We start from the raw sequence: 17,236 nt of genomic DNA, 5'->3' as shown, positions 1-17,236 counted from the left end.
TCCCGGCCCCGACGTCGTACACTCGTCCCTCGAGCACGTGCTCCGGGGTCGGTGAAAATCCGAACCGGCGGTAACAGTCCGCGAACCCGAGGCCACGCAGGAAGCTGCGCGGCGAGGGCCGATCCGGTGGAACTCCGGGACCGACGGTCAAAGTCCGGATGAGAGGACGCACGCGGTGGGCCACCCGGTCCACCCTCTCGGGACGCCCGCGTCCCCTCGCCCCGGTCGCACGCAGGCCGGGAGGAGGAACGGGTGGCACAGCCCCTCGAGCACGTCGACGCCGCAGGCGTCGGCGGCCGGCCTCGACCGCCCGCGCGAGCAGGGGCCGTCAGCGCCGTCGCGCCCGTGGTGTTCGGCGTCGTCGTGCTTCTCGCCTGGGAGCTCGCCTGCCGCGCGGGGCTCGTCGACCCGTACTTCCTCCCCGCCCCGAGCGACGTCCTCTCCCGCGTGCTCGACGACCTGACCGGCCCCGCCCGCAGCTACCTCTGGCCGACGCTGTACGCCGCCGGCTGGGGCTCGCTCCTCGGCGCGGCGGTCGCCCTCCCGCTCGGCATCGCCATCGCCTCCTCCACGCTCGCGCGGCGCGTCCTCGAGCCCTATGTCGCAGCCTCCCAGGCGCTGCCCGCCGTGGCCGTCGCGCCGCTGCTCGCGCTGTGGCTCGGCTACGGGGTCCTGCCCGTCGTCGTGCTGTGCGCACTCATGGTGTTCTTCCCGATGCTGCTCGGCACCGTCTACGGGCTCACGCACATCGACACCGACGTCATCGAGGCCGCCCGGCTCGACGGCGCCGGCGGCCCCGTCCTCCTCGCGCGCATCCTCCTGCCGCTCGCGCTCCCGGCGATCCTCACGGGCGTGCGCAACGGCGTCACCCTCAGTCTCACCGGCGCCATCGTCGGCGAGATCGTCACCGGCGGCCGCGGTCTGGGGATGCTCCTGTCCTCGCGCGGCGCGTCCGCCGACACCGTCGGCCTGTTCTCGATCCTCACGATCCTCTGCGTCCTCGCCGCCGCGCTCTTCGCCGCGGTCGGCGCCCTCCAGCACCACCTCCGCCACCGGCAAGGAGCCTGACCATGACCACCACCCCGCGGCCCGCCCCCCGCCGCTCCGCACCGACCGAGAGCCGGCCCGACGCGTGGTTCGCGCGCCGCCGCTCAGTACCGGCCGGGGACCGTCGGTCCGGGCGCCGTGCACCTCACGCCGCCCTCCTCGCCGCCGCCCTGCTCGCGGCCTGCGGAGACTCCGGTGGCGGGGGAGAGGACGGCGCCGACGGCGACACCCTGACGATCGGCCTCACCTACGTGCCCGACGTCCAGTTCGCCCCGTTCTACGTCGCCGAGGAACGCGGGTACTTCGAGGACGAGGGTGTCGAGGTCGAGCTGCGGCACCACGGCGCGTCGGAGGGCCTGTTCACGGCCGCCGAGGCGGGGGAGGAGGACGTCGTCGTCGCGGGCGGCGACGAGATGCTTCAGGCCGTCGCCCAGGGAGCGGGCCTGACCACCGTCGCCACGATGTACCAGGAGTACCCGGTCGCGATCCTCGCGCCGCAGGACTCCGGGCTCGCGAGCCTCGAGGACCTGTCCGGCAGCAGCGTCGGCGTCCCCGGGGAGTTCGGCGAGACGTGGTTCGGCCTCCAGGCCGCGCTCGCGTCGATGCCCGACGGCGGGGAGTCCGTCGAGGTCGAGACCATCGGGTTCACCCAGGTCTCGGCTCTCACCGCGGGACACGTCGACGCCGTCGTCGGGTACGTCAACAACGACGCGGTCAGCCTCGAGCGCGCAGGCACGCCGGTGACCGAGATCCCGCTCGGCGACGACGTCCCGCTCGTCGGCGTCGGGCTCGTCGCCACGGACGCCGCGCTCTCCGAGCGCGAGGAGGAGGTCGCGGCCGTCGTCCGCGCGGTCCTGCGGGCGATGGACGACGTCGTCGCCGACCCGGAGGCGGCCGTCGACGTCAGCGCGACGCACGTCCCCGACCTCACCGAGCCCGAGGCGCGCGAGAGCGCCCTCGCGGTCGCGACCGCGACCGCCGAGCTGTACGGGGCGGAGGAGCAGCGTGGGGAGATCGACGTCGCGAGGTGGCGGTCGATGGCGGAGTTCATGTCCGGTGCCGGCCTGCTCGAGGGCGAGGTCGACGCCGAGGCCGCGGTGCGCGCGCTCCCGGACACTCCCGTCCTCGTCGCGGACCGCGCCGTAGGCTGACCGCGTGAAGACGTTCGACCAGCTGTTCGCGGAGCTGACCGCCAAGGCCGAGGAGCGCCCCGAGGGATCGGGGACCGTCGCCCAGCTCGACGCCGGGATCCATGCCATCGGCAAGAAGATCGTCGAGGAGGCCGCCGAGGTGTGGATGGCCGCCGAGCACGAGAGCGACGACGCGGCGGCCGAGGAGATCAGCCAGCTGCTCTACCACGTCCAGGTGATGATGATCGCGCGCGGTCTCACCCTCGACGACGTCTACCGCCACCTCTGAGCGCGACCCGCCCGCCCCTAGGAAGAGACCGCCACATGCTGCGTATCGCCGTGCCCAACAAGGGCGCGCTGTCCGAGCCCGCGTCCGACCTCCTGTCCGAGGCCGGATACCGCCGACGACGGGACACCCGCCAGCTCGTCGTCGCCGACCCGGACAACGACGTCGAACTGTTCTTCCTGCGCCCCCGGGACGTCGCCGTGTACGTCGGCGCCGGCACCGTGGACTGCGGGATCACCGGCCGCGACCTGCTCGTCGACTCGGGCGCCGACGCGGTCGAGCACCGCGCGCTCGGGTTCGCCCGGTCCACCTTCCGGTTCGCCGCCCCCGAGGACGGTCCCCGCCGGATCGAGGACCTCGGCGGCCTGCGGGTCGCCACGTCCTACGACACGGTGGTCCGCGGGTTCCTCGCCCAGCGCGGCGTCGACGCCAGCACCGTCCACCTCGACGGCGCGGTCGAGTCCGCCGTGCGCCTCGGGATCGCCGACGTCGTGGCGGACGTCGTCGAGACCGGCTCCACGCTCGCCGCCGCCGGCCTGTCGACCTTCGGCGAGCCCCTCCTCAAGTCCGAGGCCGTCCTCATCCGCCGGGCCACGAGCGAGGAGCCCGAGGGGCTCGAGGTCCTCGACCGGCGCGTGCAGGGCGTGCTCGTCGCGCGCCAGTTCGTGCTCGTCGACTACGACGTGCCCAAGGAGCACCTCGACGCGACGGTCGCCCTCGCGCCCGGCCAGGAGTCCCCGACGATCTCGCCGCTGCGCGACGACGGCTGGGTCGCCGTCCGCGTCATGGTCGAGCGGGCATCGGTCAACCGCGTGATGGACGAGCTGTACGCCGCCGGTGCGCGCGCGATCCTCGTCACCTCGATCCTCGCGAGCCGCCTGTGACCGTCGGCGGGGATGCCGGGGGCCGCGGAGGTTTCGGCGACTCCGGAGGTTCCGGGGATTCTGGGGCAACGTCCGACGACGGTAGGTCGCCGTCGGGCGAGCAGGTCCGGGCCCGGCTGCACGCGCCGATCAGGCCTCGGCTCGTGCGGCTCGTCGCGCGCGTGCTGCAGGTGGCGGTCGTGGTCGGCGCCGCGGCGATCATCGTGTTCACGGGCCGCATCCCCGGTGTCGACCACTGGGGCCTGACCGACCAGCTGCTGACCGCGCTGCTCGCGCTCGTCATCGTCGCGATCCTCGAGCGTCAGGCACGGGTCGCCGCCCTGCCCGACGAGGACGGCCTCACCGTGCGGAACTTCCTCGCCGGTCGGCGGGTGGAGTGGGCCGAGATCCTCGGGGTGGAGTACGGCGAGCACCGCCCGTGGGCGAACCTCGACCTCACCGACTCGACGACCCTGGCAGTCATGGCCGTCCAGCGCAGCGACGGCTCCCGGGCGGCTGCCGATGCCCAGCGCCTGTCGACCCTCATCGAGCTCCACGCCCGCGAGGCCGGCCCCCGCGGCTGACCCGCCCGCCGTGATTCATCGAGATTGCGGTTCGTCGTCGTCGAGATTGCGGTTCGTCGAGATTGCGGTTCGTCGAGATTGCGGTTCGTCGTCGTCGAGATTGCGGTTCGTCGAGCCCCAACCGCACTCTCGACGGAAAGTGGGACGGTCAGTCGGGCAGCAGGTTCGCCGCATGGACCCCCGCCGCGGCGGCGGCAAGGAACGGCACGGGGTCGGCGTCGAGGTCGCGCCCCATCGTCGAGAGCCGGAGGCCGGCCGCCTGCTCGATCTCCCGCAGCGCCGCGAGCAGATCAGGTCCGCCATCCTGATCACCCCGACGACCCGCGCGCACGTCGACGTCGACCCGCCGGTGCCGCCCCGCCAGCGCGTGCACGAGGCGTTCCTCGACCACGTCGTCGCAGTCGCCGTCGGGCCACTCGAGACCGGTCGGCACCACGACGTCGCTCGGCGCGAGCGCCACCCGACCGAGCGCGGTCACCGAGTGGTGGGACAGGCCCCGGTGCCGCTCGCGCGGATCCGTCCCGGACATCCGCAGGACTCCGATCCCGCGTCCCCCGAGGGTCGCCGCCGCGTTGAGCGCCTCGCCGGCCGCGACTCCCGAGAAACCCCACCGCGTCCCGGTCCCGAGGTTGCCCGGCCCCTGGGCGACGACCACGACGTCCGCCTCGAGCACGATCCGCGCACCGAGGAGCCCCGTGTGGACGGTGACGGCCTCGACGTCGCCGCCGAATGCCTGGCCCACGGTCACGGTGCCGGCGATCCGCCCGGACTCCGCGAGCCCGGCGGTGGTGCGGGAGAACCAGGCCGGCAGGGCGCCACCGTCGGTCATGAGCGAGACCACCCGTGCGCCCGGCCGTCGCGCGTGCACCCCGGCCACCACCGCGGGCAGCGCGGAGTGCAGGTCGGCGACGACGACCGGCAACCCGCCGAGGTCGTCGGCCTCGCGCAGGTCCTCGTGGTGCGGCGACTCCTGCTCGTCGATGCCGAGGACCATGACCTGGCCGGGCGTGTACCTGGCCTTGACGAGGTGTCCGGGCCCGGGCGGTGGATCCGCCGGCAGTCGGTCCGGCAGCGCGACGACCAGCGCGTAGCCACCGGTGCCCAGCCCCTTCTCGAGCGCCGTGACGTTGAGCAGGACCCGGTCGCCGTGCTCGGGCCGGCCGACCATGGCCGGATGGGCGAGGGCCCGCAGCTCGCGCCCGTCGACCTCGACGTCGAGCTCGACCGATCCGGCCCACTCCCGCCGCGTGCCCAGCACCGTCCCGGCGCGCCACAGAATCACGCCGTCACGCTACCGCCACCGGTAGCGTGCAGGGGTGAACGCGCAGACGACGAAGGTGACGAAGGAGGAGCGGCTCCTCAACCTCCTCGCCGCGCTGAGGTCCACCTCGCGCGGACTGTCGAAGTCGGACGTCCGCCGCCTCGTCCACGGGTACGCCGGCCAGAAGGACGACGCGTTCGAGCGCATGTTCGAGCGCGACAAGGACTCGCTGCGGTCGATCGGGGCCCCGCTGCTCACGCTCGTCTCCCCGGTGCACCAGTCGGACATCGTCTACCGGGTCGACGGCGACGACACGGGCGTCACCGAGCTGAGCCTGACCGCCCAGGAGGCCGCCGTGCTCGCGGCGGCGGCCGGCGTGTGGCGCGATGCCGCCACGAGCGCCTCGGCCCGCAGGGGACTGACCAAGCTGCGCGGGCGCACCGTCGAGCCGGGAACGGCGGCCGGCCCGCACGACGACGAGGACGGGGACGCCGACGTCGGGGCCTCCGGCAGGACCTCGTCCGGCCCCTCCACGGAGGACGACACCACGACGGAAGCGGCAGCCCTGCGCACCGCTCCCGGGGTCGGCCTCGCCGACGCGGGTCCCGCGTTCACCGTCATCCTCGAGGCGCTCGAGCACGGCCGCGCGGTCCGGTTCGACTACCGCGCCGCCTCCACGGGCGAGCTGAGCAACCGCCTGGTCGACCCGTGGCGGCTGGCGACCCGGGGGCGGTCCTGGTACCTCGTGGGGCACGACCACGACCGCGGCGCCGTCCGCGTGTTCCACCTGTCCCGGGTGCGCGGGAAGGTGCGCGCGGTCGAGACCGAGGATCGCGTCCAGCCGCCGGCCGACCTCGACCTGTCCGCCGTCCTCATGGCCTCGAGCCGGCGTGGCGGGCAGGCGCGCGTCGCGCTCGCCCCGGGGCGGGGCGGTGCCCTGCGCACGCAGGCCGGCTGGGCGCCGGACGAGAACCACCCGGGGACGACGCCGGACGACCACGACCACCAGGGCCCGACGTCGTACACCCGCGACCTGCACGACCGCGTCCCCGACGGCTGGGACACGGTGGAGCTGACCACCGCGGACCTCGACGACCTCGCGGGGGAGATTGCCGCGCTCGGGGACGGCGCGCTGGCCCTCGCCCCGGACGATCTCGTCTCCACCGTGCGTCGTCGGCTCTCCCGCGCTGCCGAGGTCGCCGAGTCCCGCGCCCTCGACGCGCCGGGCACGAAGGCCGCCCCCGCCGCCAAGATCCAGCGCGACGGCGCCGAGGTCCGGCTCGCCCGCCTCCTGGCCATCGTGCTGCGGCTCCACGAGCACGGCGACCAGACCGTCGCGGGGCTCGCGGAGCTGTTCGGGGTCGGCGAGAAGCAGATCATCAAGGACATCGAGCTGCTCTGGGTGACGGGGCTGCCCGGCTACCAGCACGACGACCTCATCGACTTCTCCGTCGACGCGTTCGAGTCCGGCGTCGTCTCGCTGGCCAATGACCAGGGGCTCGCGCGCCCCATGCGGCTGACGACGGACGAGGCGGTGCTCCTGCTCGTCGCTCTCGGCCCGATGCGCGCGGTGGCGGAGAGCGGCGACCTGTCCACCGTGCTCATCGACCAGCTGGTCGCCAAGCTCGAGGAGGCGGCGGGGGAGGCGTCGAGCGTCGCCCGCTCGATCGACGTGCCGGTGCCCGACGCCGACGAGGTCGCCGCCCTGTCGACCGTCCGGTCGGCGCTCGAGCAGGGGCGGCGCCTGCACCTCGAGTACGTGTCGGCCGGTGACGTGCGGACCGAGCGCGACGTCGACGTCCGGTCGATCGTCAACGACGCCGGCGACTGGCGCGTCTCCGCCTGGTGCCTGAGGGCGGGGGCGCCGCGGACCTTCCGGGTGGACCGCATCGTGTCGGCCACGGTGCTGCCGGTGCCGGTCGAGGAGCACCCGTGGCCCGCACGGACCGATCAGGTCGGGGACAGCGGGGACGAGGTCGTCGTCGAGCTGGCGTCGATCGCGCGCCCGTTCGCGGAGACGGTGCCGTCGATCAGCACGAAGGACCTCGACGACGGCGGGGTCCGGGTCCGGCTGCGGGTCGCCGACGAGGCGTGGTTCGTCGGCGCGATGCTCGATCTCGGCGACGACGTCACCGCGATCGGTCCCGCCGCGTGGGCGAAGCGGGTGCGCGCCGCCGCACGGGCCGCGCTCGACCGCTACGACGACGGGGAGCCTGTCGCCCCGGCGTGAACGCCCGGCCGCCCGCCGCGGCCGTCGAGGAGCGCAGCCGGGTCGTCGGTGATGAGGACGGTCGCGCCGAGACCGGTCGCCCGTTCGGCGTCGTCGTTGGTGTTGACCGTCCACGCCCAGATCCCCAGACCGGCCGCGCGGGCGCGCCGGGCGAGATCCGCACCCAGCCACGTGTGCCGGGGCGCGACGGCGACGGCCCCGAGCTCGACCGCCGCGGCCACCGGGTCGGGCACGGACCACCGCCCACCCGGCGGGCCGAGAAACGGGGAGCCGGGGCGCGTCGAGTCCGCGTCGGCGAGGACGGCCCGCGGCACGTGCGGCAGCAGGTCGGCGGCGGCGGCGACCACGGCGCGGTCGAACGACTCGAGCACGCACGGTGGCCCGTCGTCGTCGAGGACCTCTCCCACCGCGGCCACGACCTCGCGCGGCGCGGCGCACGCCACCGAGCCGTCCGGGGCCGACTTGATCTCGACGAGCACCCACGGATCATCGGCCCCTGACCGCCGCCCCGGGCCCCGAGCGGCATCCGGGCCCGCCACCTGGCCGGCCGCCCGACCCGCCTCCCGGATCGCCTCGAGCGACTCGCGCAGGGTGGGGACGCCGAGTCGCGCGAGCTCGGCGGCAGTGAGGTCCCGCGTCGCGCACGGGCCGCGGCCGGGGACGTCGAGCACGAGGTCGTGCCGCACCACGGGCACGCCGTCCGCGGACAGGTGGGTGTCCAGCTCGACGCCGTGCGCGCCGTCGAGCACGGCACGCTCGAACGCGGCGGGCGTGTTCTCCGGGTGCACGGCGGACGCGCCCCGATGCCCGAGCACCTCGACCCGCTCCCGCCTCACGGGACCTTGGTCGGCGCGGGTGCCGTCCCCGGCGTCTATCCTGGGCATGTTCCATCCTCCCGACGAAGGTGACCTCATGTTCCGCAACGGCCTTCAGCCGATGCACATCCTCGTGCTCGTGGTGGTGATCCTGCTCGTCTTCGGCGCCTCCCGCCTGCCCGACATCGCCGCATCGATCGGCAAGTCGCTCAAGGTCTTCAAGAAGGAGGTCCGCGAGCTGCGCGAGGACGACGACACGCCGACCGGGTCCGGCCAAAACGGGTCCGGCCAGAACGGCGGGGGACAGGACAACGCGGGTCAGCACAACCAGGGTCAGTACAACGGCGGCCAGCACAACCAGGGTCAGTACACCGGTGCCCAGTACAACGGCGGCCAGTACAACCAGGGCCAGTACAACGGCGGCCAGTACGGCCCGCCCCAGGGCGGCCCGACGCCCGGGCACGGAACGGGTGGGCCCGGTGCGGATCGCCCGGGGTCCGGCGGCGGGGACGGACTCTCGTCGTCGGAGCCGCCGAGCACCCCCGCCGGGCAGTCGCCGCCGACCTCCGTCGGATAGCCGGTGGCGCGCCGCAGGCGCGACCCCGAGGGACGGATGCCGCTGCGCGAGCACCTCGGTGAGCTCCGCCGCCGACTTCTGCTCGCCCTGGCCGGGATCGCCGTCGGCACCGCGGTCGGCTGGTTCCTCTACGACCCGGTGCTCGAGTCCGTCACGGCCCCGCTCAACGTCGCCCGGGCCGAGGGCGCACTCGCCGGACTCAACTTCACGACGCTCGGGTCCGCGTTCGACCTCCGGGTCCAGGTCTCCGTCGTCATCGGCCTCTTCCTCACCTCACCGTGGTGGGTCGGGCAGCTCTGGCTCTTCCTCGCGCCCGCGATGCACCGGGGGGAGAAGGTGCGCGCCGCCGCGTTCGCGCTCGCCGGCGCCGCCCTGTTCCTCGCCGGCGGCGCGTTCGCCTGGTTCCTCGTGCCCCACGTGGTCGAGATCCTCACGTCGTTCGTCCCCGAGGACGGCACGAGCCTGGTGGACGCCCGCTCGTACCTCGTGTTCGTCCTACGCGTCCTCGTCGTGTTCGGCGTGGCCTTCCTCGTCCCTGTCGTCATGGTCGGGCTCGGTGCCGCGCGCCTCGTCAGCGCGCGCACGTTCCTGCGCGGATGGCGCTGGGCGATCATCGGCGCGTTCGTGTTCGCGGCCTTCGCCAACCCGCTGCCCGACGCCTGGTCGATGATCGGCATGGCGCTGCCCATCCTCGTGCTGTACTTCGGTGCGATCGGCATCTGCGCGCTCCTCGAGCGGGCACGTGCGCGCCGGGAGAGGACGTCGGCGGGCCCGGACGCCGCTGTGGCCACCCCATCGACGAAGGACCCTGCATGACCGTGCGCGTCGGACTCGTCATCAATCCGTCCGCGGGCGCCGGCAACGGCGCCCGCGTCGCCGCGGAGGTCCGTGCCGTCCTCTCCGACGTCGCGGAGACCGAGGACCTCACCTCGCACGACGCACTGCACGCGCTGGCCCGCGCCCACGCGGCTGCGCGTGACGGGTCGATCGACACGCTCGTCGTGGTCGGCGGCGACGGCATGGCCCACCTCGGCCTCAACGCGGTGGCCGGGACGGACGTGCCCCTCGGCCTGGTCTCGGTCGGCTCGGGCAACGACGTCGCCCGCGCGCTCGGCCTCCCGGTCGGGAAGCACGTCGACTCGCTGCGCATCATCCACGCCGCCCTCGACCCGCGCGAGCCGTCCGCCGAGCCGCGCGCGCTCGACGCGATCCGGGTGAGCCGCCCGGGCCCGCCGCGCGGGCGGCACAGCGCGGTCGCCGACCTCGGGCTCGTCCCCGGGGGAGAGGACGTGCGGTGGTGCGCGTCCTCGCTCGTCGTGGGGTTCGCGGCCCAGATCAACCTCACCGCGAACCGGTACCGGTGGCCCCGCGGTGGCGCGAAGTACGTGCGCGCCACGGCCGCGGAGACTGTCAGGTTCAGTCCGTACGGCGTGCGCGTCGACGTCGACGGCGAGACCCGTGAGGGGCCCGCCACGCTCGTCTCCGTCTCCGGGACGCCGCTCATCGGCGGCGGCCTCGCCGTGGCGCCCGACGCGGACCCGACGGACGGCCTGCTCGACGTCGTCCACATCGACACCGTGAGCCGCCCGACGATCGCCACCCTCTTCCCACGGTTCGCCAACGGGTCCCACGTCGACCTCCGACAGGTGCACGTGACGAGAGCGCGGCGGGTCGAGATCCACGACGCCCCCGAGCACGGCCGTCCGCTCCCGGTCGCGATGGCCGACGGCGAGGTGGTCGGCCGGGTCCCGCTGGTCGCCGAGGTCGTGCCCGGCGCGTGGCGCGTCTGCGCCCCCGTGACCCCGGCGACATAGCCTGGGAGCATGACGACCCCCGCCGAGCGGTACGCCGCGTCCCGCCGGCGCCCGGCCGGCACCGACCCCGAGCTCGAGCTCGACGAGTTCCGCGCGGGACTGTCCTTCTCGCTCGACCCGTTCCAGGTCGAGGGGTGCCGTGCCGTCGCGTCCGACCGCAGCGTGCTCGTCGCGGCGCCGACCGGTGCCGGCAAGACGGTGGTGGGGGAGTTCGCCGTCCACCTCGCGCTGCAGCGCGGGCAGAAGGCCTTCTACACCACGCCGATCAAGGCACTGAGCAACCAGAAGTTCACCGAGCTGCGCGAGCGCTACGGGGCCGGCCGGGTCGGCCTGCTGACGGGCGACACCTCGATCGACGGCGACGCCGACGTCGTCGTCATGACCACCGAGGTCCTGCGGAACATGCTGTACTCCGGGTCGCCGGCGCTGAGGAACCTCGGCTTCGTCGTCATGGACGAGGTCCACTACCTCGCCGACCGGTTCCGCGGACCGGTGTGGGAGGAGGTCATCCTCCACCTCGACGAGCGGGTGCGCATCGTGTCGCTCTCCGCGACCGTGTCCAACGCGGAGGAGTTCGGCCACTGGCTCACCGAGGTCCGCGGCGACACCGCCGTCGTCGTCTCCGAGCGGCGCCCGGTCCCGCTGTGGCAGCACCTCATGGTGGGCCGGCGCATCCACGACCTCTACTCCCACGACGTCGATCCCACCGACGTCGGTGCGGACCCGCCGCTGAGCCCGGAGCTGCTCGAGGCGATCCGGCGTGTCTCACGCTCGACCCGCGGGCACCACGGCCGCCCGCAGCCTCGCAGCCGACCGCGGGGCAGGAAGCGGGGGAACGAGGGGCGGCGCGACGACGCCCGGGCGGTCCGTCGGCCCGCCCGCGCCGACGTGGTGCAGGCGCTCGAGGCACAGGCGCTGCTGCCGGCGATCGTCTTCATCTTCTCCCGCGCGGGCTGCGAGGACGCCGTGCGCCAGACGGTGGGCTCGGGGGTCCGACTGACGACGGCGCAGGAGGCCGCCGAGATCCGCCGGCACCACGAGGCCGCCACCGCCGCTCTGCCGCCCGCCGACCTCGGCGTGCTGGGCTACGACCGCTGGGCGCACGCGCTCGAGCAGGGGGTTGCCGCCCACCACGCGGGCATGCTCCCGGTCTTCAAGGAGGTCGTCGAGGACCTGTTCGCCGCGGGACTCGTCAAGGTCGTCTACGCCACGGAGACCCTGGCGCTCGGCATCAACATGCCCGCGCGCTCCGTGGTGGTCGAGCGGCTCGACAAGTGGGACGGCTCCGCCCACACGGCGCTCACGCCGGGGGAGTACACCCAGCTGACCGGGCGTGCCGGGCGGAGGGGGATCGACGTCGAGGGTCACGCCGTCGTGCTCTACGCCGACGGCGTGGACCCCGCCCACGTGGCCGGCCTGGCGTCGCGCCGGACCTACCCGCTGCGCTCGGCCTTCCGGCCCACGTACAACATGGCGGTCAACCTGCTCCAACGGCTCGACCTCACGAGTGCCCGGCACGTCCTCGAGCAGTCGTTCGCGCAGTTCCAAGCCGACCGCTCGGCGGTCGGCCTCGCCAAGCAGGTGCGCCGGCACGAACGCTCGGTGGCCGAGCTCGCCGAGCAGATGACCTGCCACCTCGGTGACTTCGCCGGCTACCAGGAGCTGCGGGAGCGGCTCGCCGGTGTCGAGGGGCAGGAGTCGAAGGCGCGGTCCGCGGCCCGCAGGCGCGAGACGGAGGCCTCGTTCCTCGCGGTGCGGCGCGGGGACGTCGTCGCCTTCGGCCGGGGGCGTCGCACCGAACATGCGGTGGTCCTCGAGGCCGCGGAGTCCGCGATGGACAGGGCCGGCATCCAGGTCCTCGGCGACGACCGACGGGTCCGACGGCTCACCGCCACCGAGGTCCCGCACGGGCTCGAGGTGGTCTCGAAGGTGCAGATCCCCCGGCGGTTCAACCCGCGCAACGCGACCGAGCGCCGCGACCTCGGCTCCTCGCTGCGGAACGCGCTCGCCCAGGGCACCCGGCCGCGTGCCGACGCCCCGCGACCGGTGGACGACGAGGACGCGGCCGCCGGGGCGGGCCACGGCGCGGGACGTGGTGCGCACGGTGGCGCGGGACGTGGTGCGCACGGTGACGCAGGACGTGGCACAGGCAGCGGCGAGCAGGGCGCCCGCGCCGGGGGGCCGCGCGCCGAGGCCGAGGCGCTGCGAGCCGCCCTGCGCGACCACCCCTGCCACGGGTGCTCGGACCGGGAGAACCACGCCCGGGTCGCGCGACGCTGGTCCCGGGCGAAGTCCGAGCTCGCGGAGCTCACCGGGCGGATCGAGCAGCGCACCGGTTCGGTCGCGCAGGACCTCGTGCGCGTGTGCGACGTCCTCGGCGAGCTCGGGTACCTCGACGGCGGATCGGTCACCGAGGACGGCCGCTGGCTCGCCCGCATCTACGCCGAGCGGGACCTGCTGCTCGCCGAGTGCCTCCGGTCGGGGGACTGGGACGGACTCGCTCCCGCCGAGCTGGCCGCCGTCGCCTCGATGGTCGTCTCGTCCAACCGCACCGCCGATCTCGCCGCCGCGGGCGCCGGCCGACCGTCCGGCGCGCTCGGCGAGGCCGTGCGCCGCACTCACCGGCACGCGGCCCGGCTCGCGGACCTCGAGCGTGGACACCGCCTGCCGCCGACCGAGCCGGTCGACGACGCGCTCGTGCGCGCCGTCCTCGAGTGGGCCCAGGGCGGGTACCTCGTCGACGTCCTCGACATCGCCGGGATCGGTGCCGGCGACCTCGTGCGTCAGTGCAAGCAGCTCCTCGACGTCCTCGACCAGGTGGCCTCGGCCGCGCCGTCGCCGGAGCTCGCCCACGCCGCGTGGGAGGCCGTCGGCCTCGTGCGACGCGGCGTCGTCGCGTGGTCGAGCGTCTGACGGCGCCTCTCGGCACGAGTTGTCCACAGCCCGTGGAGGACACGCCGAGGCACGACACGCCGGGGACTCCGCGACGCCTCAACCTGCCGTCAGGCCGTTGACCTGCGACGACGCAAAAGGCGTGTGACGAGGATCGTCCACGTGGTACCTCGGGTACGGGCTATGTTCTCTCAACGCCTTCCGGCGGACCGGCCCAGGCCGGACGCCGTAGGTCCCACGGCCCGCGCGCCCAGTAGAAAACGATGCCGACCCCGATCGGCACGGTCCGAAGGGTGCGCGGGCCTCCCCCCGAGGGGCGCCCGCTCGCCGTGGGCGGCCCGTCGGGCGATGCACGGCCCGCCGGATCTGGTGGCGGCCCACCGGCGGGGACCCGTTCCCACGGCACGGATCGGCGCCCGGCTCCGCCCCGTCCGTAGACTTCCTCGGTGCCCGCCACGCTTCCCCGCCCCCTCGCGCTCGCCCTGGCCGCCGTCGCGGGCCTCGCCGCCGACCTGGCCTTCGCCCCGCGCACCTGGTGGTGGATGGCGATCCTCGCCGTCGGGGCGCTGCACCTCGCCCTGCGCGGCCACCGCCCGGGCTTCGCCTACCTCGCCGCGAGCGCGTTCGGCATCGTCTTCATGCTGCGCCACCTCTCGTGGGCGGTCGAGGCCGTCGGAGGAGGGGAGTGGCTGCCCTGGGTGGCCCTGTCGATCCTCGAGGGCCTCATCCTCGGTCTCTACGGGCCGCTGCGCGCCTGGGCGATCCGAGCCCTCGGCGCGCAGAAGCGGCCACTGATCGCCGCGCTGCTCGCGTCCCTGGCATGGGTCGGCGTCGAGGTCGTGCGGTCCAACGTGCCCTTCGGGGGCCTGCCGTGGGGCGTGCTCGCGCACAGCCAGGTCGACGGCCCCCTCGTCGCGTTCGCCCGGTTCGGCGGGGAGCCGCTCGTCTCGGCGCTCGTCGTCCTCGTCGCCGTCCTGCTCGCCGAGGGGATCTCCGCGACCACACGGCTCCGTCCGTTCCGCGGCGCCCGTCTCGTGGCCACGGCGGGGGTGGCCCTCCTCGTCGGCCTCCTCCTCCCGCTGCCGACCGGCCCGCAGTCCGGCACCCTGAGTGTCGGTGCCGTCCAGGTGCACGTACCCAACGGCGGTCTGACGAACAGCGACGAGGCACGCCAGGTGACGGCCGACCACGCCGACCTCACCGAGGAGCTCGTGGCCGAGCACCCGCGCCTCGACCTCGTCCTGTGGGCGGAGTCCTCCGCCGACGTCGACCCCCGCACCGATCCCGACGTCGCCGCCTCCGTCGACCGGGCCGCCGATGCCGCGGGCGTGCCGGTGATCCTCGGGACGCAGGAGTACATCGAGTCCGACGACGGGTCGCGCAATCGCTACAACCAGGTGATCGTCTGGGAGCCGGGCGAGGGCCCCGTGGGCGAGGCGTACAGCAAGCAGCACCCGGTGCCGTTCGGCGAGTACATGCCCTACCGGAGCTTCTTCCGGTTCTTCTCCCCGGCGGTGGACCGGGTGACGACCGACATGCTGCCCGGCGACCGTCCCGGGCTCGTCGAGGTCGACGTCGAGCGCCTCGGGCGGACGGTGCCGATCGCGACCGCCATCTGCTTCGAGGTGGGCTACGAGGCGATCCTCGCCGAGGGGGTCGACCTCGGCGGGGAGCTCATCCTCGTGCCGACGAACAACGCCACCCACGGCGACACCGCCGTCAGCGCCCACCAGCTGGCGATGACCAGGTTCCGCGCGGTCGAGTTCGGCCGCTCGGCCGTCCAGGTGGGACGCACCGGGGTGTCCGGCGTCGTCGCCCCCGACGGTGAGCTGCTCGTGCGGACGGACCTGTTCGACGTGACGACGTACACGGGGGAGGACCTGCCGCTGCGCACGGAGATCACCCCGGCGGTCCGTGTGGCGCGTCCCGCAGGGCTGATCGCCGTGCTGGCCACCGCCGGCCTGGGGGTAGCCGGTATCGTCAGGGGCCGCCTCACGGCCCCCGCGCGATCCCGATGAGCCGTGACAGGTCCCCCGACCCAGGAGCACACGTGACCCCATCCGACCGGGCGCACCCCCGCACGCTGGTCATCGTCCCCACCTACAACGAGCTCGAGTCCCTGCCCGGCGCGGTGCGCCGGGTCCGGGAGGCCGCTCCCTGGGTCGACGTGCTCGTCGCGGACGACAACAGCCCCGACGGCACGGGCCAGCTCGCCGACGAGCTGGCCGCCGCCGACGTCCAGGTCCAGGTGCTGCACCGCCCGGGCAAGGAGGGGCTGGGCCGTGCGTACGTCGCCGGCTTCGGGTACGCGCTCGAGCGGGGCTACGAGCTGATCGTCGAGATGGATGCCGACGGGTCGCACCGCGCGGTCGACCTCCCGGCGCTCCTCGAGCGCGCCGAGGCCTCGGACGCGCCGGACCTCGTCATCGGCTCGCGCTGGGTGCCCGGCGGCGAGGTCGCGAACTGGCCCCGCAGCCGCGAGCTGATCTCGCGCACCGGGAACACCTACGTGCGCCTCGTGCTCGGGATGTCGGTCGGGGACGCCACCGCGGGCTTCCGCGTCTTCCGGGCGAGCACGCTGCGCGCGCTCCCGCTGGACGAGGTGGAGTCCGCCGGATACTGCTTCCAGGTCGACATGACGTGGCGGGTGCACCGCGCGGGCATGCGCATCGTCGAGGTGCCGATCGTCTTCGTCGAGCGCGAGGAGGGCGTGTCGAAGATGACCGGGGGGATCGTCCGGGAGGCGCTGTGGCGGACCACCGCCTGGGGCGCCCGGCACCGCGCGCAGCAGGTGCGTCGCCTCGTGGGTCGGCTCCGGCGGCGCTGACCGGCACGCACGCCCACGGGCCCGGACGTCGCCTGGATCACACAGAAGATCGACCAGCAGGGGAACAACGGACGTCCACCCGGTGTTTCCGAGATCAGCAGGAGGTGGATCCGCAACCCGCGACCGGCGTCGCGACGGGGCGGAGGACCACCGGCACGGCGGACAGCAGCCGTGGCCCCACAGTAAGGAGAGAGACCATGGCGGACCGAGCACTGCGTGGCATGAAGATCGGCGCCTACTCGATGGAGTCCGAGGACGGTGTCGACTTCGCCGAGCGCCAGCGCGTCACCTACGACTGCGTCGACGGCCACACCTACACCGTCCCGTTCTCCATGGAGGCCGAGATCCCGGCCCTCTGGGACTGCCCGACCTGCGGCAAGGAGTCCCTGCGCCGGGACACCGAGCGCCCCGAGCCGGTCAAGCCTGCCCGCAAGGTGCGGACCCACTGGGACATGCTCCTCGAGCGTCGTTCCGTCGAGGAGCTCGAGGTGCTGCTCGACGAGCGGCTCGAGCTCCTGCGCAGCGGCCAGCTGCGTCGTCGCAGCGCCTGAGCCCATGCGGCGGCACACCGGTCGCCGCCCCACGTCACCCCGCGGCCCCGGTCGTCCCACGGACGACCGGGGCCGCGAACCGTCCGGTGCCACCGGTCGTTCCGGCGCCACAGGTTCTTCGGGCGCCGGCGGTCCTTCCGGCGCCACTGTTCCGGTCGTGCGTTCACCGGTCGCGGACCGAATCTGTCACCGTCCGCCCCTAGCGTGGCCGCGTGATCGTCCCGCGCCCCTCCAGCCTGCCGTCCCGGCCTGCAGCACATGCCGCCGCGCGACGAACGCCACGCGAATTCAGGTGGCCCCGCGCATGGGCGGGCGCCCTATCGTGAGCCCGCCTCGCACAGGGCCGACCCACGGCGGGG

At 74.3% G+C, this 17,236-nt stretch carries 15 protein-coding genes and 1 riboswitch; of the genes, 13 read left to right on the top strand and 2 right to left on the bottom strand.

Annotated features, from left to right (window positions below; genetic code table 11):
* The first annotated feature begins 34 nt into the window (after positions 1-34).
* Positions 35-175: riboswitch (FMN riboswitch) on the top strand.
* Positions 176-252: 77 nt separating this feature from the next.
* The 5 genes from AC24FB_RS15185 to AC24FB_RS15165 all read left to right on the top strand — a co-directional run bounded on the left by AC24FB_RS15185 (position 253) and on the right by AC24FB_RS15165 (position 3,910).
* Positions 253-1,068 (top strand): ABC transporter permease, encoded by an 816-nt coding sequence (locus AC24FB_RS15185; RefSeq protein WP_425713474.1) that lies wholly within the window; start codon positions 253-255, stop codon positions 1,066-1,068.
* Between the two features lie 2 nt (positions 1,069-1,070).
* Positions 1,071-2,198 (top strand): ABC transporter substrate-binding protein, encoded by a 1,128-nt coding sequence (locus AC24FB_RS15180; RefSeq protein WP_425713473.1) that lies wholly within the window; start codon positions 1,071-1,073, stop codon positions 2,196-2,198.
* A gap of 4 nt (positions 2,199-2,202) precedes the next feature.
* Positions 2,203-2,466: a phosphoribosyl-ATP diphosphatase gene (locus tag AC24FB_RS15175; protein WP_425713472.1), complete on the top strand. Its 264-nt coding sequence runs from the start codon at positions 2,203-2,205 to the stop codon at positions 2,464-2,466.
* 35 nt (positions 2,467-2,501) lie between these two features.
* Positions 2,502-3,347, top strand: coding sequence for an ATP phosphoribosyltransferase (hisG, locus tag AC24FB_RS15170; protein ID WP_425713471.1), 846 nt, complete (start codon positions 2,502-2,504; stop codon positions 3,345-3,347).
* Between the two features lie 143 nt (positions 3,348-3,490).
* Positions 3,491-3,910 carry a PH domain-containing protein gene (locus tag AC24FB_RS15165; protein WP_425713470.1) on the top strand — a complete coding sequence of 140 codons (420 nt, stop codon included), beginning with the start codon at positions 3,491-3,493 and terminating at the stop codon, positions 3,908-3,910.
* Between the two features lie 148 nt (positions 3,911-4,058).
* Here AC24FB_RS15165 and AC24FB_RS15160 read toward each other — a convergent pair whose 3' ends face one another.
* Positions 4,059-5,192, bottom strand: a complete 1,134-nt coding sequence (locus tag AC24FB_RS15160) for a DUF3866 family protein (RefSeq protein ID WP_425713469.1) — start codon at positions 5,190-5,192, stop codon at positions 4,059-4,061.
* A gap of 34 nt (positions 5,193-5,226) precedes the next feature.
* Here AC24FB_RS15160 and AC24FB_RS15155 point away from each other — a divergent pair, with 34 nt between their 5' ends.
* A complete protein-coding gene (locus AC24FB_RS15155) occupies positions 5,227-7,401 on the top strand; it encodes a helix-turn-helix transcriptional regulator (protein WP_425713468.1) in 2,175 nt (724 codons plus the stop codon).
* On the opposite strand, the gene AC24FB_RS15150 is transcribed toward AC24FB_RS15155, so the two are convergent.
* Positions 7,368-8,285 carry a glycerophosphodiester phosphodiesterase gene (locus AC24FB_RS15150; protein ID WP_425713467.1) on the bottom strand — a complete coding sequence of 306 codons (918 nt, stop codon included), beginning with the start codon at positions 8,283-8,285 and terminating at the stop codon, positions 7,368-7,370. The two genes, AC24FB_RS15155 and AC24FB_RS15150, sit on opposite strands and share 34 nt — an antisense overlap.
* A gap of 28 nt (positions 8,286-8,313) precedes the next feature.
* On the opposite strand from AC24FB_RS15150, the gene tatA reads away from it, so the two are divergent.
* From tatA to AC24FB_RS15115, 7 genes are all read left to right on the top strand, one after another.
* Positions 8,314-8,793, top strand: a complete 480-nt coding sequence (gene tatA / locus AC24FB_RS15145; RefSeq protein ID WP_425713466.1) for a twin-arginine translocase TatA/TatE family subunit — start codon at positions 8,314-8,316, stop codon at positions 8,791-8,793.
* A gap of 3 nt (positions 8,794-8,796) precedes the next feature.
* Positions 8,797-9,609, top strand: a complete 813-nt coding sequence (tatC, locus tag AC24FB_RS15140; RefSeq protein WP_425713465.1) for a twin-arginine translocase subunit TatC — start codon at positions 8,797-8,799, stop codon at positions 9,607-9,609.
* Positions 9,606-10,607 carry a diacylglycerol/lipid kinase family protein gene (locus AC24FB_RS15135; protein WP_425713464.1) on the top strand — a complete coding sequence of 334 codons (1,002 nt, stop codon included), beginning with the start codon at positions 9,606-9,608 and terminating at the stop codon, positions 10,605-10,607. The genes tatC and AC24FB_RS15135 overlap by 4 nt, the downstream gene beginning before the upstream one ends.
* A 9-nt stretch (positions 10,608-10,616) precedes the next feature.
* Complete coding sequence (locus tag AC24FB_RS15130) at positions 10,617-13,520, top strand: DEAD/DEAH box helicase (RefSeq protein ID WP_425713463.1); 2,904 nt, start codon at positions 10,617-10,619, stop codon at positions 13,518-13,520.
* Positions 13,521-13,945: 425 nt separating this feature from the next.
* Entirely contained in the window at positions 13,946-15,517 is a 1,572-nt protein-coding gene (gene lnt / locus AC24FB_RS15125) for an apolipoprotein N-acyltransferase (protein ID WP_425713462.1), read from the top strand.
* Positions 15,518-15,549: 32 nt separating this feature from the next.
* On the top strand, positions 15,550-16,326 hold the full coding sequence (locus AC24FB_RS15120) for a polyprenol monophosphomannose synthase (protein WP_425713461.1): 777 nt from the start codon (positions 15,550-15,552) through the stop codon (positions 16,324-16,326).
* A gap of 197 nt (positions 16,327-16,523) precedes the next feature.
* On the top strand, positions 16,524-16,877 hold the full coding sequence (locus tag AC24FB_RS15115; RefSeq protein ID WP_425713460.1) for an RNA polymerase-binding protein RbpA: 354 nt from the start codon (positions 16,524-16,526) through the stop codon (positions 16,875-16,877).
* The last annotated feature ends 359 nt before the right edge of the window (positions 16,878-17,236 follow it).

The sequence above is a fragment of the Georgenia sp. Z1344 genome (genome assembly GCF_057652375.1).
This window is presented reverse-complemented; position numbering and strand designations above follow the sequence as displayed.

Coding starts and splice junctions, on each gene's coding strand:
- hisG (WP_425713471.1), top strand. CDS start 2,502: ATGCTGCGTATCGCCGTGCCCAACAAGGGCGCGCTGTCCGAGCCCGCG.
- AC24FB_RS15150 (WP_425713467.1), bottom strand. CDS start 8,285: ATGCCCAGGATAGACGCCGGGGACGGCACCCGCGCCGACCAAGGTCCC.
- AC24FB_RS15115 (WP_425713460.1), top strand. CDS start 16,524: ATGGCGGACCGAGCACTGCGTGGCATGAAGATCGGCGCCTACTCGATG.
- AC24FB_RS15180 (WP_425713473.1), top strand. CDS start 1,071: ATGACCACCACCCCGCGGCCCGCCCCCCGCCGCTCCGCACCGACCGAG.
- tatA (WP_425713466.1), top strand. CDS start 8,314: ATGTTCCGCAACGGCCTTCAGCCGATGCACATCCTCGTGCTCGTGGTG.
- AC24FB_RS15130 (WP_425713463.1), top strand. CDS start 10,617: ATGACGACCCCCGCCGAGCGGTACGCCGCGTCCCGCCGGCGCCCGGCC.
- AC24FB_RS15135 (WP_425713464.1), top strand. CDS start 9,606: ATGACCGTGCGCGTCGGACTCGTCATCAATCCGTCCGCGGGCGCCGGC.